This window comes from Rhodococcus sp. IEGM 1381 (genome assembly GCF_030056795.1).
GTDB lineage: Bacteria > Actinomycetota > Actinomycetes > Mycobacteriales > Mycobacteriaceae > Rhodococcoides.
This window is the reverse complement of the sequence record NZ_JASHKQ010000002.1, coordinates 106,395-120,110: the sequence shown is the minus strand read 5'-3', so window position 1 is coordinate 120,110 and position 13,716 is coordinate 106,395. Positions and strand designations below refer to the sequence as shown.

Here is a 13,716-nt window from a genome sequence, read left to right as displayed (position 1 = left end):
GTTTCCTCTCGTGAACGCGACTGACTCTCCCTATCTGGTCGGCCTCAATCTGGAAGGTCGACGCGTCGTCGTGGTCGGCGGCGGCACCGTCGCGCAGCGTCGATTGCCGCTGCTGATCTCCTGTGGTGCCGTGGTACACGTCATCACTCGGGAGGCGACGCCCGCTGTGGAGGCGATGGCGACGGCCGGTCAGGTGACCATCGAGTTGCGTGACTACCGCGAGGGCGACCTCGCCGACGCCTGGTATGCCGTCGCGTGCACCGACGAGGCCGACACCAACATCGCTATCGTCGCCGAGGCCACCGCGTCCAAGATCTTCTGCGTTCGAGCCGACATCGCCAAGGACGGCACCGCGGTCACCCCGGCCTCAGCCGAATGGGACGGGCTGACCCTCGGTGTCCTCGCCGGCGGCGAGCACCGTCGATCGGCCGCAGTACGCAATGCCGTCGTCGAAGCTCTGCAGTCCGGTGTGGTCGCCGACTCGGCCCATGCGCCGTTGACGGGCGTCGCGCTGGTCGGCGGCGGACCCGGCGATCCGGACCTCATCACTGTCCGCGGGCGCAGGCTGCTCGCTTATGCCGACGTCGTGGTGGCCGATCGGCTCGCACCGCCCGAGCTGTTGGCCGAACTGGGGCCGCACGTGGAGGTCATCGATGCCTCGAAGATTCCATACGGCCGTGCCATGGCGCAGGAAGCGATCAATCAAGCGTTGATCGACGGCGCCAAAGCAGGCAAATTCGTCGTTCGGCTCAAGGGCGGTGACCCCTACGTGTTCGGTCGGGGATACGAGGAGCTCGAAGCGCTGGCTGCCGAGGGAATCCCCGTGATCGTCGTGCCCGGCATCACCAGTGCCATCTCGGTGCCCTCGTCCGCAGGCATTCCGGTGACGCATCGCGCCGTCACCCACGAGTTCGTGGTCGTCAGTGGTCACGTGGCACCCGATCACCCCGATTCGTTGGTCGACTGGGACGCGCTCGCCAAGCTCAAGGGCACGATCGTGCTGCTGATGGCCGTCGAGCGTATCGGGAAGTTCGCCGAGGTGCTCGTCGCCGGCGGACGGCCGTCGGACACCCCGGTCATCGTTGTGCAGGAGGGAACCATGCGTACTCAGCGGGAAGTTCGGGCGGACCTGAGCACCGTCGCCGAGGCCGTTCGTGAAGCAGGGATCAGGCCTCCTGCCATTGTGGTTATCGGGACTGTTGCCGGTTTTTCCGTGAACGCCGGTAACGTGAACGCTCGTGCCTGAGTCTTCGATGTCCCAGACCTCCGCCACCGAGATCAAATATCCGGTGACGACCCGAGCGTTCGGGATGGCGATCATAGTCCTGAGCGGCCTGCAGTTGATGGTTGTGCTCGACGGCACCGTCGCCAACCTGGCCCTGGCACCGTTGCAGGCGGACCTGGGACTGTCCGACGCCGGTCGCAACTGGGTGTTGACGTCCTATGCTCTGGCTTTCGGTGGGCTGATGCTGCTCGGCGGCAGGCTCGGCGATGCATTCGGGCGCAAGAAGATGTTCCTGGCCGGCGTCGTGCTGTTCACGATCGCGTCTCTGCTGTGCGGTCTCGCGGTCAACGAAGCCACGCTGGTAGCAGCCCGCGCGCTCCAGGGGGTCGGGGCCGCGGTGGCGTCGCCTACGGCGTTTGCGCTGGTGGCGACCACCTTCGCACCCGGCCCGGTGCGAAATCAAGCCATCGCGATCTATGCGGCCATGACGGGTGTCGGTTCCATTGCCGGGCTCATAATCGGCGGTGCGTTGACCGAGGTGTCCTGGCGCTGGATCTTCCTGATCAACGTGCCGATCGGTGTGGTCATCGTGGTGCTCGCGGTCGTGTCGCTGCAGGAGACGGTGGGCGCGAAGTTGCCCCTCGACGTTCCCGGCGCGATTCTGGCCACACTGGGCTGCACCGGCGTGGTCCTGGCCTTGAGCGAGGGCACCGAACTGGGCTGGACCAGCCCGATCGTCATCGTCTCGCTGATCGCCGGATTGCTCTTTCTCGGACTGTTCCTTCTGGTCGAGCGTCGTGCCGACAATCCGCTTCTGCCGTTCTCGCTGTTCCGCAACCGGGATCGGGTCGCGACCTTCGTGGCCATCTTCTTCGCCGGCGGAGTGATGTTCTGCCTCGCCGCGTACGTGGCCCTGTTCGTTCAGGACATCCTGGGATACAGCCCGCTTCATGCCGGTCTGGCGTTCGTGCCGTTCGCCTTCGGACTCGGCGCCGCGGCCTTCCTGGCTTCGCAACTGGTGACCCGAATCGCTCCCCGCTGGTTGATTCTGAGCGGTGCCGTCATCATGGTCGGCTGGCTCATGGTGTCGGTCACGACGATGAACGCGGACTCGTCGTACTTTCCCGGACTGTTCTTTCCCGTCATCGGCATCGGCTTCGGTGTCGGCCTGACGGTGGTGCCGCTCCCGCTGTGTGCCATCGCGGGGGTGAGCCCCACCGAGATAGGGCCGTTGACGGCGATTTCCTTGGTTGCTCAAACCCTCGGTGGCCCGCTGGCCTTGGCCGTCATCGGTGCGTTGGTCACCTCGCGCACCATCTCGCTGGGCGGGACATCCGGGCCGGCGACACTGATGAACGACAGCCAACTCGATGCACTGAGTTCCGGCTACATGTTCGCGCTGTTCTGCTGCGCCGTCTGCGCCGTGATAGCCGGCCTCGCGGCCCTCTTCATCCGATTCACCCCGCAGCAGGTCGCCCAGGCCCAGGCCGCGCAGGAAGACGCGCAGAAGGGCTGAGGGTTTGTTTGCCCAGAAGATATTCGGATGCCCACCTGTACAGGTAGGCAACCGAATATTCCGTGGGCAATCGTCAACCGATGTGGGCGTCGTCGGCCGCGGCCTGGCCCGAATCCCAGCCCTCGGCGTCCAGGCGTGGACCGCGCATCGGCTTCGCCGTCGGGAACAGTCGATCGAATTCGGCCTCGACGGCGACGGTCTGCGCAGCCAGAACAGGGAGCAGATCGGCCGAGTCGACCGCGACCTCCTCCAGTGCGTGTGCATCGGCGTCGGTGAGGCGGTCGCCGATGCGGACGGCATATGCGTACAGGAATGCCTTGCCGAACGCTGCCGATCCGGCCTTTTTGCGCTTCTTCGCCTGCGGTGAATGCCCGAGGGCGCGAGTTGCCTGGACCAGCAGAGAGGTGAACAGCAACTCGGTTTGTTCCACATCCACCGGAGCTCCGACCAGGGTTGCGACGGCGAACTCCGGGTCCCAGATCGCCTTGACGCGGTTGGCGCTCCCGACGACGTGCAGCAGTTGCGCCTTGGCTGGGGCATGGGGGCCGTCGACATGTACCCGCCGGCCGTGAATGTCGATGTGTCCCTGGGAGAGCAGCATGGTGTCGATCGAGTAGCGCGTCATCAGCTCCTGCGCCTTGGCCGTCAGCGTCTCGGCCTCCTCCTCGAAGTCCGTGGCGTCGGCCTTGGCCAGTAGGCCGCGAATCTTGCTCAGCATCTTGGTGTTCGGTGAGTCGGAGCCGGCAACACCCGTCACCGTGGGACGAGTGCGCGGCCAGAGGGATGGCTTGGGGCCTAGCTGAGGCCACCGGGGGAGTGTCTGCCATTGCCCGAGCAGCGTGAGCACGTCGAGCCACTGATCACTGGCAGCGATGTAATCGGACTTACCGGAGGAGGTCAGATATGCGGTCAGGAAGTCGGGGGTGGACTCGACCCTCGTCGCAATTTTCGGGAACTGTTCGCAGATGGAGGACATCTGATCCACCCAGTCCTGCGGGGCCCGCGAGTCCGCATCGGTGAGATCGGCTTGATGCAGCAGTGCCGCCGCCGCGAGGGTGGTCACGGCCATCGTATGCTGACGCCGCACAACATGCACCAAATCCAGCGGCTGCCAACCGTTTTGGTACAGGGCCTCGATCATGTTCGTCAGCGCCCGCGTGCCGAACTCGGTTGCATCCAGCGACACCAGCCGGTCGGCGACGTCGTCGGCGACGCGTTGGCTCTTGGTCTTGCCCACGGACGCGTCGGCTCCCGTGCGGAGCAGACCGGGAATATCGCTCATTCGGTGAGCACGATCAGTTCGGTCGTCGACGCCACTTCGACTCGAAGACCCGCTTTCGATGCCACGCGCGCAACGGCTTTCACGTCTTTGGGCTCGGCGGTGGTCAGGGTCAACGCGCGTGCCAACAGTCCCTTGTGATGCTTGTTGAAGTGGCTCACCACCGAACGCGTGCCATTCGGCTTCTCGGTGAGCACTGTCGCGGTGATCGCGCCCGGGACGGGACCGAGCTGTTGATAGGTGCCCGAGCGCAGGTCGACGACGATGCCTTCGTCTTCGGCGCATATGGCATCGGAGAGCTCCGGCTTCCAGTGTGATCGCAGCGTGCCGAAGTCGGGAATCGTCGATCCGCCGGAGAGCCGATACGACGGAATCGGATCGGACGCGCGGACGGCTCCGAACAACGCCGAGCCGATCCACAATCTCGCGTCCGCTCGGGCGCGACCGGCCCTGGTGAACGACGGCGCATCGAGTGCGTCGTAGAGCACGCCGGTGTACCGCTGCAGGGCGGGCGTGGTGGGGGAGGTCCACAATCGGGCGTTGCGTTCGATCTCGTCGACCTGGGTAGGGCCGAGGCCGAGTGCGGTGATGGAGGCGTCGACGTCGCCGGAGAGCTCGACCACGGCGTCGGCGAGCTTTCGGCGGAGGGGCAACAACGACGGCAACGCCAGTCGGTCCAGATCGAGGGGTGCTCCGGAACCGCCGTCGGACTTCGTCTCGGAGGGAGGAAGCAGAATCAGCACGGTAGTCAAGGCTACTCACTGCACGGCCACCTGCTCACAGGTGCTGCGCAACCGACTAGTCTGACAACCCGTGATCACCCGTCTTTCGCAGCTGTTCCTCCGTACCCTTCGCGACGACCCGGCCGATGCCGAGGTCGACAGTCACAAGCTGTTGGTCCGCGCCGGTTACGTTCGTCGTATCGCGCCGGGTGTCTACTCCTGGCTCCCGCTGGGTCTGCGGGTGCTGCGCCAGGTCGAACGCGTCGTGCGCGAGGAGATGAACGCCATCGGCGCTCAGGAGATCTGCTTGCCCGCTCTGCTGCCGCGCGAGCCCTACGAGACCACCAATCGGTGGACCGAATACGGCGACGCGCTGTTCCGGCTGCAGGACCGCAAGGGCAACGACATGCTGCTGGGGCCCACCCACGAAGAGCTGTTCGCACTGACGGTGAAGGCCGAGTACAACTCGTACAAGGATCTTCCGGTCACGCTGTACCAGATCCAGACCAAATACCGTGACGAGGAGCGCCCCCGCGCAGGCATTCTGCGCGGCCGCGAATTCGTCATGAAGGACTCGTACTCCTTCGATATGGACGAGGACGGACTGAAGAAGTCCTACGCCGCCCATCGCGAGGCCTACCAGCGCATCTTCGCCAGGCTCGGCGTCTCCTATGTCATCGTCGCTGCGACGTCCGGTGCCATGGGCGGCAGTGCCTCCGAGGAATTCCTTGCCGAGAGCGACATCGGCGAAGACACGTACGTTCGATGCGTCGAGTCGGGTTACGCGGCCAACGTGGAGGCCGTCACGACACCGGCACCCGAGCCGCTCCCCATCGAGGGGCAGCCGGCTGCGGTCGACTACGAGACGGGCGATACCCCGACCATCGCGACTCTCGTCGAGTGGGCCAACGGTGCCGATCTGGGCCGCACCGTCACCGGGGCCGACACTCTCAAGAACATCCTGCTCAAGGTCCGCAATGCCGAGGGGGAGTGGGAGTTGCTCGCCGTCGGCCTGCCCGGCGACCGTGAGGTGGACGAGAAGCGGCTCGAAGCATCGCTCGAACCCGCCGAGTTCGCCTTGCTGACCGACGCGGATTTCGCGGCCAATCCGTTCCTGATCAAGGGGTACATCGGACCGCGCGCGTTGCAGGCCAACGGAGTTCGCTATCTCGTGGACCCGAGGGTCGTCGACGGGACGTCGTGGATCACCGGCGCGGATATCAAGGGCAAGCATGTGGTGAACCTCGTGGCCGGTCGTGACTTCGTTCCCGACGGCACCATCGAAGCGGCCGAGGTACGCGACGGTGACATGTCTCCCGACGGTCGTGGTCCGCTCGTCAGCGCCCGCGGGATCGAGATCGGACACATCTTCCAGCTCGGGTACAAGTACACCGACGCGTTCTCGGTCGATGTCCTCGGCGAGGCCGGTAAGCCCGTTCGCCTGGTGCAGGGTTCCTACGGCGTCGGTGTCTCGCGTCTGGTTGCCGTGATCGCCGAGCAGATGCATGACGACAAGGGCCTGCGGTGGCCGTCCGAGGTTGCGCCTGCCGATGTTCATCTGGTGATCGCGAACAAGGACGACGCTGCGCGAACGGGTGCGGAATCCATTGCAGCGCAACTGGATACACAAGGAATAGAGGTTCTGTTCGACGATCGCAAGGCGTCGCCGGGAGTGAAGTTCAAGGACTCGGAACTGATCGGCGTTCCGCTCGTGGTCGTTCTCGGCCGCGGCTGGGCCGGCGGCAAGGTCGAGATCCGTGACCGCTTCTCCGGTGAGAGTCGCGAACTGGACATCGATTCGGCGGTCGAGGAGATCGTGAAGGCCGTGCGGCACACCCCGTAAGGCAGTCTCGCGATCTTTCTGCGCGGTCGTTTACCCGCTGGTAGCTTCGGGGCAACGACTAGGAGAGGTCACACCGTGGCTCAGTATGCGCTGTTCGATCCGAAGACCTTCGACCCGGCCGAACTCGACGAGGACTCTCGCCGACAGCTGCGCGCACTGATCGAATGGTTCGAGAGCCGCGGTAAAGGCAGGCTGTTGGCGGACGATCTCGACAGCGTCTGGCCCGCAGACTTTCTGGAATTCGTCGCCGAGCAGAAGTTGTTCGCAACGTTCTCCACACCGGCCGCGTACGCCGACGGATCGCCGAACACACGATGGGACGCCGCGCGCAACGCTGCGCTCAGCGAGATTCTCGGGTTCTACGGTCTGGCGTACTGGTACACCTGGCAGGTCACCGTGCTCGGGCTCGGGCCGATCTGGATGAGTGCCAACGACGACGCCAAGCGGCGCGCAGCGATGGAACTCGACCGCGGCGGAGTCATGGCCTTCGGCTTGTCGGAGCGGGCACACGGTGCCGACGTGTATTCCACCGACATGCTGTTGACGCCCGCCATCGACGACGCCGGCCTCGAGTTCACCGCATCGGGGGAGAAGTACTACATCGGAAACGGCAACGTGGCCGGGATGGTGTCGGTGTTCGGTCGGCGCACCGATATCGAGGGACCGGATTCGTACGTGTTCTTCGTAGCCGACAGCACGCATCCCGCGTATCTGCTGCGCGAAAGTGTCGTACACGGTCAGATGTACGTCAGTACGTTCTCGCTCGAGAGCTACCCCGTCCGCAAGCAGGACATTCTGCACACCGGTGCCGATGCCTTCTCGGCGGCACTGAACACGGTGAACGTCGGCAAGTTCAATCTCTGCACCGGTTCGGTCGGCATCTGCGAGCATGCGTTCTACGAGGCGATCACACATGCGAACAACCGAATTCTCTACGGAAATCGCGTCACCGATTTTCCGCACGTACGTAGTGCATTCGTCGACGGTTACTCGCGCCTGATCGCGATGAAACTCTTCAGCGCCCGAGCGGTGGACTACTTCCGTGCTGCCGGACCCGAGGACCGGCGCTACCTGCTGTTCAATCCGATGACCAAGGCCAAGGTCACCTCGGAGGGCGAAACCGTCGTTCGGCTGTTGCACGACGTCATCGCAGCCAAGGGGTACGAGAAGAACACCTACTTCCGTGAGGCCGCCCAGCTGATCGGAACACTTCCCAAGCTCGAGGGCACCGTGCACGTCAACGTCGCGCTGATGCTCAAGTTCATGCCGGCATACATGTTCTCGCCCACCGACTACCCCGACGTCGGCACCGAAACCGAGGCGGTCGACGACAGCTTCTTCTTCGCTCAGGGTCCGGCCCGCGGTGCGAGCTCGGTGCGGTTCCACGACTGGAATCCGGTGTACGAGAAGCACTCCGGTATCCCCAATGTCGGACGGTTCTACGAGCAGGCGCAGGCGTTCAGGTCGTTTCTCGCCGAGTGCGCGCCCGACGAAGCGCAGCAGAAGGACCTCGACTTTCTGCTCGTGGTGGGCCACCTGTTCTCGCTCGTCGTCTACGGACACCTCCTGCTCGAGCAGGCCGACGAGATCTCGAACGAGATGATGGACCAGATCTTCGATTTCCAGATCAGGGACTTCTCCGGTTATGCCGTCGCGCTGTACGGGAAGCCGTCGTCGACTGCTGCGCAACAACAATGGGCTCTCGATGCTGTTCGTAAGCCGGTGGTCGATGCGGGACGTTTCGAGACGGTCTGGAACGAGGTCGTCACGTACGACGGTCGGTACGAGATGCGTCCGTAGTCTTCACAGCTGTCCGGAATCGGCTGGAACGAGCTTGGTTCCGAACGCGCACATCGTCATCTCGTGCAGTCCGGCGCTGTCCTCCGGATGCTCCGGTGCCTGCATCGACATCAGGACATTGAGCAGCATTCCGTGCGCGATGAACTGCCGAGCCTGATCTTCCGAACACCCGGTTCCGTTGCGGATCTGGCTGTAGATCGCGCCCATGCCTTCTCTGGCCTGACGGCCGATCTCGGGTACCGCCCCTGCTCCGAACCCGTGCATCATGACCATCAGCAGGTCGCGATCGGCCACCAGATCGGCGTAGGCGCCGCCGAGGTCGGCCCAGGTCTCGTCGTCGGCTGGGTCCAGGGGGCCCGAGGCCAGCACTCCGTCGAACGCCGTCATGATGCCGTCGATGGAGCGTTGAAAGACCAGCCGAAACAATTCGACTTTGGTTCCGAACATCCGGACCACGTACGGCTGCGATACGCCCGCTTCCTTCGCCACCGCATCGGTACTCGTTCCGGCAAACCCCCCGCGTGCGAACGCACGGGTCGCTGCGTCGAGGACGAGTTCTCGACGGTCGGCCGCGTCCATCCGGGTTGCTTTGGGCTTGGGCGTGGGAGTGTCGGACATGTTGACAGGTTATCAGTCGATAACTTACTGTCGTTCATAAGTAATCATTCGATGCTTACAAGCTCGAGACGGGACGTTCGCCATGACCGCTACAGCCTCTCCGCCTGCAAAGCACCCCGCCGCTCGGTCGATTCCGGTGTGGCTGGGAATCCTCGCGGCATCCCTACCGATGTTCATGGCAACACTCGACAATCTGGTGATGACCAGCGCGCTGCCGGTCATTCAGCAGGATCTGAACGCCTCGGTCGGCCAGCTGCAGTGGTTCCTCAACGCCTACACCCTGAGCTTCGCCACGTTCATGCTCACCGCGGCGACGCTCGGTGACAGGTGGGGCAGACGGGCGGTGTTCCTCGGCGGCATCGCGATCTTCACGGTCGCCTCGGTGGCCAGCGCGCTCGCCACGAGCCCGGCCATGCTCATCGCGGCGCGGGCTGTGCAGGGCGTAGGTGCTGCCGCGATCATGCCGTTGTCGTTGACCCTGCTCGCCGCGGTGGTACCGATGGGCAAGCGCGCCATGGCAATCGGAATCTGGGGCGGAGTCTCGGGCCTCGGTGTCGCCCTGGGACCGGTGGTCGGTGGAGCCGTGGTCGACGGCATCTCCTGGCAGGCGATCTTCTGGATCAACGTTCCAGTCGCACTCGTTGCAGTACCGCTCGCCTACATAGCGCTCGAGGAATCGGCGGGACGGACCCAGCCGCTCGATCTGCTCGGTGTGGTGCTCGCCGGCGGTGGCGTCTTTCTACTGGTGTGGGCGGTGGTTCACGGCAACGACGACGGATGGGCGTCGACCACAGTGCTCACCAGTGCCGTCGGGTCTGCCGTGTTGCTCGTCGCGTTTGTCGTGCGGGCGTCTCGCACCCGGTATTCGGTACTGCCGTTGGCGCTGTTCCGATCACGCAGTTTCACCCTCGCCAACGTCATCGGAATCACGTTCTCGCTCGGCATGTTCGGAGCGGTGTTCCTTCTTGCGCAGTACCTGCAGATAGTCATGCACTACACACCGTTCCAGGCAGGTCTGCGTACGCTGCCCTGGACCGCAGCGCCGATGGTGGTCGCGCCGATGGCTGGACTGTTGGCCGAGCGGGTCGGGCTGCGTGGATTGCTGGTCAGCGGCTTGGCGCTCCAGTCGGTGTCGCTGGTGTGGATGGCTCTGATCCTCGGGCCCGACACCGAGTACCTGTCCATGGTCCCAGCGCTACTGATGGCCGGCGTCGGCATGGGACTGACGTTCGCGCCGTCCGCGACGGCGGTGTTGCGAGACATGAAGGTCGACAATCACGCCACGGCGAGCAGCGCGAACTCCACGATGCGCGAAGTGGGTATCGCGCTGGGGATCGCGGTGCTGACCGCCGTGTTCATCGGTAACGGCGGATCGTTGACGCCCACCGGATACACCGACGCCCTGGCACCGGCCCTACTCGTCGGCGCGGGAGCAGTCGCGATCGGACTGGTCGCGGCACTGTTCATGCCGGGTCGTTCCGCCGCTGGGGCGGAGGCCGTCACGGTCGACCGGGAAATGCCGTCGACGAGGGTGTGACTCCCAGGATCTGTTGCCACGTCGCGAGCCGCACCGCGGCGTCGGTCAACGCTTGGACTCCCATCTCGCGCGTACCACCGGACTGGCTGCGTTCTATCAGCGAACGCCACGCCACACACGTGTCGATCTCGGCCTGGGCAGCCAACTGAGTGGCCGAGATCGCGTCGGTCACCGGAAACGGTGATGCGTATGCCGGATCGGGGAGGGGGACGGCGACACTGGCTGCCTGGAGCGCGTCGATGGTCGCGTCTCTGCGCGCACGATGGGCAGCAGTGTTCGATGCGACCAGATCGGCGCGCGTGGGGTTGGAGAACGCCGCGACGACACCGTAAGCGAATACTGCCGCATACTCGGCTTCGAGGGCGTCGACCAGGCCTTGCTGTTCCGGACCCAGATCACTCATGCCAGCACCACCAGAGCCGACACCGTGCACGACGCACTGATCGAACCGAGAAGACCGGCCCGATAACCGCTTTCGTTTCGAGCCGCTTCCGCTGCACTGCGAGCGGACGTGGTCAACGTCTCCCGCACCGCCGCGATGTCCGGTGGCGGAGCCGGGGGCGCGACGGTGGTCGTGCTGGCTGGCACGGTGGTATCGGTCGAGGAGGTGTCGGTCGTTGCACCGGTGGCGCGGGCGATCTCGGTGTCGAGCGCATCGGCATGCTCTGTCCGCTGAGCCGCAACGACCCCGAGCGCAGCTGCGTAGTCGGGAATCGCGGTCGCTGCCGCGGTGGCATCCGCTGCGTCGCTGCGGGCAGCACGTAACTGTGCGGTCAGAGAATCGAGCGCGGGGCCGGAGATCTCGTCCTCGGCGCAGGCCGCAACGGTGGAGACGGTGGCCGCAGACAGGGCTGCGGCACCGGCGAGTCGGAACAACCCGCGGCGAGTGAGCGCAAAGGGGGCGATCGGCGTGGGCACCCCGACATCGTGCCAGACCGCAGCTCCTGCACGTGCCATGCCCGCGTGTCGTGACGGCGTGCGTGGTCACGAGCAGTGTCGTCGGGGCGGTAGTCTGTTGGTTCGGCAAACGCAGTCCGGCGCCCGCTCGTCGGATCGCCCACAACTACACACGAGGAGTTCGCGACATGCCTGTTCCGTCCAAGGAGAGGGTTGTCGAACTACTCTCCGACCTCGTTCGAGAACGGGGCTACGACCTCGAAGACGTGAACGTCGTAGCAGCAGGCAAGCACAGCGCGGTGCGCATCATGGTCGATCGAGAAGAGGGCATCGACCTGGACGCGCTCCCGGACCTGAGCCGCGAGATCTCCGACGCCTTCGACGCCGTGACGGATTTCGGTGAAGCGCCGTACACGCTCGAAGTCACCACTCCCGGAATCGATCGGCCGCTGACCGAGGCGCGGCATTGGCGTCGGGCTCGCGGACGCAAGGTGCGCATCGAATTGGCCGAGGGCAAGCTGGACGGTCGGGTCGGTCTACTCGACGGAGATTCGGTCACCGTGGTGATCAAGGAGAAGGGCGTGCTGTCGACTCGGTCGATAGTTCTGACAGATGTTGTGAAAGCTGTTGTGCAGGTGGAATTCTCAAGGCCCACCGCCGAAGAGATGGACTTGGCGGGTGGCGTGGTCGGCAGCAGGCCCTCGCCTGCGAACACCGACGAAATCGTGGATGTGGAAGCACCGGAAGAAGGGTCGAACAAGTGAATATCGACATTGCCGCACTGCGGGCGATCGAGGCGGACAAGGGAGTTCCGATCGAGATGGTGATCTCGACTATCCAGACCGCGTTGTTGACCGCCTACCGACACACCGAGGGGCACCAGTCCAACGCGTGGATCGATGTCGATCGCAAGACCGGTTCCGTTCGCGTGATGGCCAAGGAAATCGACGCGGACGGCAACGTGATCTCCGAATGGGACGACACCCCGGAGGGGTTCGGGCGTATCGCAGCCACCACCGCGCGACAGGTCATTCTGCAGCGCTTGCGCGACGCCGAACACGAGCGGTCGTTCGGTGAGTACTCCACTCACGAGGGTGAGATCGTCAACGGCGTCATCCAGCGCGACACGCGCGCCAACGCCAAGGGAACCGTCATCGTGCGCATCGGCAGCGATGCCAACGGTGCCGACGGACTCCTGCCTCCCGCCGAACAGGTTCCGGGTGAAACGTACGAGCACGGCGAACGCATCAAGTGCTACGTCGTCGGAGTCGCTCGAGGCAACCGGGGTCCGCAGATCACGCTCTCACGCACCCATCCGAATCTGGTGCGCAAACTGTTCGCCCTCGAGGTACCGGAGATAGCCGACGGTTCCGTGGACATCGTGGCGGTCGCACGCGAGTCGGGTCATCGGTCGAAGATCGCCGTCGCCTCCACGGTGTCGGGACTCAACGCCAAAGGTGCCTGTATCGGACCGATGGGGCAGCGGGTGCGGAATGTGATGAGTGAACTGGCGGGCGAGAAGATCGACATCATCGATTTCGACGAGGACCCGGCCACGTTCGTCGGCAATGCGCTCTCACCTTCCAAGGTTGTCTCTGTGACGGTCGTGGACGCTGCTGCTCGCGCGGCTCGTGTTGTGGTTCCGGAGTACCAGCTTTCCCTCGCGATCGGCAAAGAAGGACAGAACGCTCGACTAGCCGCTCGACTGACCGGTTGGCGTATCGATATCCGCAGTGATGCGGCGGCACCCGAGACGACCAGCGCATAGGGCCGGAATGCGGAGTTCGAGGCAATACAGCGGTAGAGTGGTCGATGGTTCGGTAACGAAGTCTCTTTCCAGAAGCATGAACGCGAGTATCCGGTTGTGAAAGCCCGGCCGATTCGTACATGCGTCGGGTGCAGAGAGCGAGTTCCGGCCGCCGATCTGTTGAGGATCGTGGTTCGAGAAGCTGGTTCGCACGAATTCGCTCTCGTCCCCGACATCCGGCATTCGATGTCCGGCCGTGGTGCGTGGTTGCACTACAGCCGAGAATGCCTGCACAATGCGGAGCGACGCCGAGTTTTCGGTCGTGCGTTTCGGATATCGGGAAATGTGGAATCGTCCGCAGTGACAGTCGTGCTCGACGAGCACGACCGATTACCGGCCGAGGATACGACAAGAGCAACACCCGTCGACAAGAACAGGCAACAGCACTGATGAGCACACCGTGAAGCACCAACGATGAACGTCCATCGGAGATAACCCGAGGTCGTGCGGGCACCAAGCCTCGCTCGGCCTC

At 64.4% G+C, this 13,716-nt stretch carries 13 protein-coding genes; 8 read left to right on the top strand and 5 right to left on the bottom strand.

Annotation, left to right across the window (positions count from 1 at the left end):
* Nucleotides 1-10 precede the first annotated feature (10 nt).
* Both cobA and QM797_RS10550 read left to right on the top strand, forming a co-directional pair.
* Nucleotides 11-1,246, top strand: a complete 1,236-nt coding sequence (cobA, locus tag QM797_RS10555) for a uroporphyrinogen-III C-methyltransferase (protein WP_502942309.1) — start codon at nt 11-13, stop codon at nt 1,244-1,246.
* Nucleotides 1,247-1,253: 7 nt separating this feature from the next.
* Nucleotides 1,254-2,741 (top strand): MFS transporter, encoded by a 1,488-nt coding sequence (locus tag QM797_RS10550; protein WP_283275796.1) that lies wholly within the window; start codon nt 1,254-1,256, stop codon nt 2,739-2,741.
* A 73-nt stretch (nt 2,742-2,814) separates the two neighbouring features.
* Here QM797_RS10550 and QM797_RS10545 read toward each other — a convergent pair whose 3' ends face one another.
* Nucleotides 2,815-4,023: a DUF2786 domain-containing protein gene (locus QM797_RS10545; RefSeq protein ID WP_283275505.1), complete on the bottom strand. Its 1,209-nt coding sequence runs from the start codon at nt 4,021-4,023 to the stop codon at nt 2,815-2,817.
* Nucleotides 4,020-4,763 (bottom strand): peroxide stress protein YaaA, encoded by a 744-nt coding sequence (yaaA, locus tag QM797_RS10540; RefSeq protein WP_283275504.1) that lies wholly within the window; start codon nt 4,761-4,763, stop codon nt 4,020-4,022. Before yaaA ends, QM797_RS10545 begins: the two co-directional genes overlap by 4 nt.
* 70 nt (nt 4,764-4,833) lie before the next feature.
* Here yaaA and QM797_RS10535 point away from each other — a divergent pair, with 70 nt between their 5' ends.
* Together QM797_RS10535 and QM797_RS10530 are read left to right on the top strand one after the other, a co-directional pair.
* Nucleotides 4,834-6,585, top strand: coding sequence for a proline--tRNA ligase (locus QM797_RS10535; RefSeq protein WP_283275503.1), 1,752 nt, complete (start codon nt 4,834-4,836; stop codon nt 6,583-6,585).
* A 75-nt stretch (nt 6,586-6,660) separates the two neighbouring features.
* Nucleotides 6,661-8,385: an acyl-CoA dehydrogenase family protein gene (locus tag QM797_RS10530; RefSeq protein ID WP_283275501.1), complete on the top strand. Its 1,725-nt coding sequence runs from the start codon at nt 6,661-6,663 to the stop codon at nt 8,383-8,385.
* Between the two features lie 3 nt (nt 8,386-8,388).
* Here the strand turns inward: QM797_RS10530 and QM797_RS10525 are convergent, their stop codons facing one another.
* Entirely contained in the window at nt 8,389-9,003 is a 615-nt protein-coding gene (locus tag QM797_RS10525) for a TetR/AcrR family transcriptional regulator (RefSeq protein ID WP_283275499.1), read from the bottom strand.
* A gap of 82 nt (nt 9,004-9,085) precedes the next feature.
* Between QM797_RS10525 and QM797_RS10520 the strand changes: the two genes are divergently transcribed.
* The gene (locus QM797_RS10520; protein ID WP_283275497.1) at nt 9,086-10,540 is read left to right on the top strand and encodes a DHA2 family efflux MFS transporter permease subunit; all 1,455 of its coding nucleotides are present in this window, start codon (nt 9,086-9,088) and stop codon (nt 10,538-10,540) included.
* Here the strand turns inward: QM797_RS10520 and QM797_RS10515 are convergent.
* Both QM797_RS10515 and QM797_RS10510 read right to left on the bottom strand, forming a co-directional pair.
* A complete protein-coding gene (locus QM797_RS10515) occupies nt 10,503-10,943 on the bottom strand; it encodes a ferritin-like domain-containing protein (protein ID WP_269603183.1) in 441 nt (146 codons plus the stop codon). The two genes, QM797_RS10520 and QM797_RS10515, sit on opposite strands and share 38 nt — an antisense overlap.
* Nucleotides 10,940-11,497, bottom strand: a complete 558-nt coding sequence (locus tag QM797_RS10510) for a hypothetical protein (protein ID WP_283275494.1) — start codon at nt 11,495-11,497, stop codon at nt 10,940-10,942. Before QM797_RS10510 ends, QM797_RS10515 begins: the two co-directional genes overlap by 4 nt.
* A gap of 128 nt (nt 11,498-11,625) precedes the next feature.
* On the opposite strand from QM797_RS10510, the gene rimP reads away from it, so the two are divergent.
* The 3 genes from rimP to QM797_RS10495 all read left to right on the top strand — a co-directional run bounded on the left by rimP (nt 11,626) and on the right by QM797_RS10495 (nt 13,634).
* On the top strand, nt 11,626-12,201 hold the full coding sequence (rimP, locus tag QM797_RS10505) for a ribosome maturation factor RimP (protein ID WP_283275492.1): 576 nt from the start codon (nt 11,626-11,628) through the stop codon (nt 12,199-12,201).
* Nucleotides 12,198-13,205 (top strand): transcription termination factor NusA, encoded by a 1,008-nt coding sequence (gene nusA / locus QM797_RS10500; RefSeq protein WP_283275490.1) that lies wholly within the window; start codon nt 12,198-12,200, stop codon nt 13,203-13,205. Before rimP ends, nusA begins: the two co-directional genes overlap by 4 nt.
* Before the next feature lie 96 nt (nt 13,206-13,301).
* Nucleotides 13,302-13,634 (top strand): YlxR family protein, encoded by a 333-nt coding sequence (locus QM797_RS10495; RefSeq protein WP_349307192.1) that lies wholly within the window; start codon nt 13,302-13,304, stop codon nt 13,632-13,634.
* The last annotated feature ends 82 nt before the right edge of the window (nt 13,635-13,716 follow it).

What these genes read in the sequence shown, in the direction of transcription:
- QM797_RS10550 (WP_283275796.1), top strand. Translation starts at nt 1,254, where the DNA reads ATGTCCCAGACCTCCGCCACCGAGATCAAATATCCGGTGACGACCCGA.
- QM797_RS10545 (WP_283275505.1), bottom strand. Translation starts at nt 4,023, where the DNA reads ATGAGCGATATTCCCGGTCTGCTCCGCACGGGAGCCGACGCGTCCGTG.
- QM797_RS10525 (WP_283275499.1), bottom strand. Translation starts at nt 9,003, where the DNA reads ATGTCCGACACTCCCACGCCCAAGCCCAAAGCAACCCGGATGGACGCG.
- QM797_RS10520 (WP_283275497.1), top strand. Translation starts at nt 9,086, where the DNA reads ATGACCGCTACAGCCTCTCCGCCTGCAAAGCACCCCGCCGCTCGGTCG.
- QM797_RS10515 (WP_269603183.1), bottom strand. Translation starts at nt 10,943, where the DNA reads ATGAGTGATCTGGGTCCGGAACAGCAAGGCCTGGTCGACGCCCTCGAA.
- QM797_RS10510 (WP_283275494.1), bottom strand. Translation starts at nt 11,497, where the DNA reads ATGGCACGTGCAGGAGCTGCGGTCTGGCACGATGTCGGGGTGCCCACG.
- rimP (WP_283275492.1), top strand. Translation starts at nt 11,626, where the DNA reads ATGCCTGTTCCGTCCAAGGAGAGGGTTGTCGAACTACTCTCCGACCTC.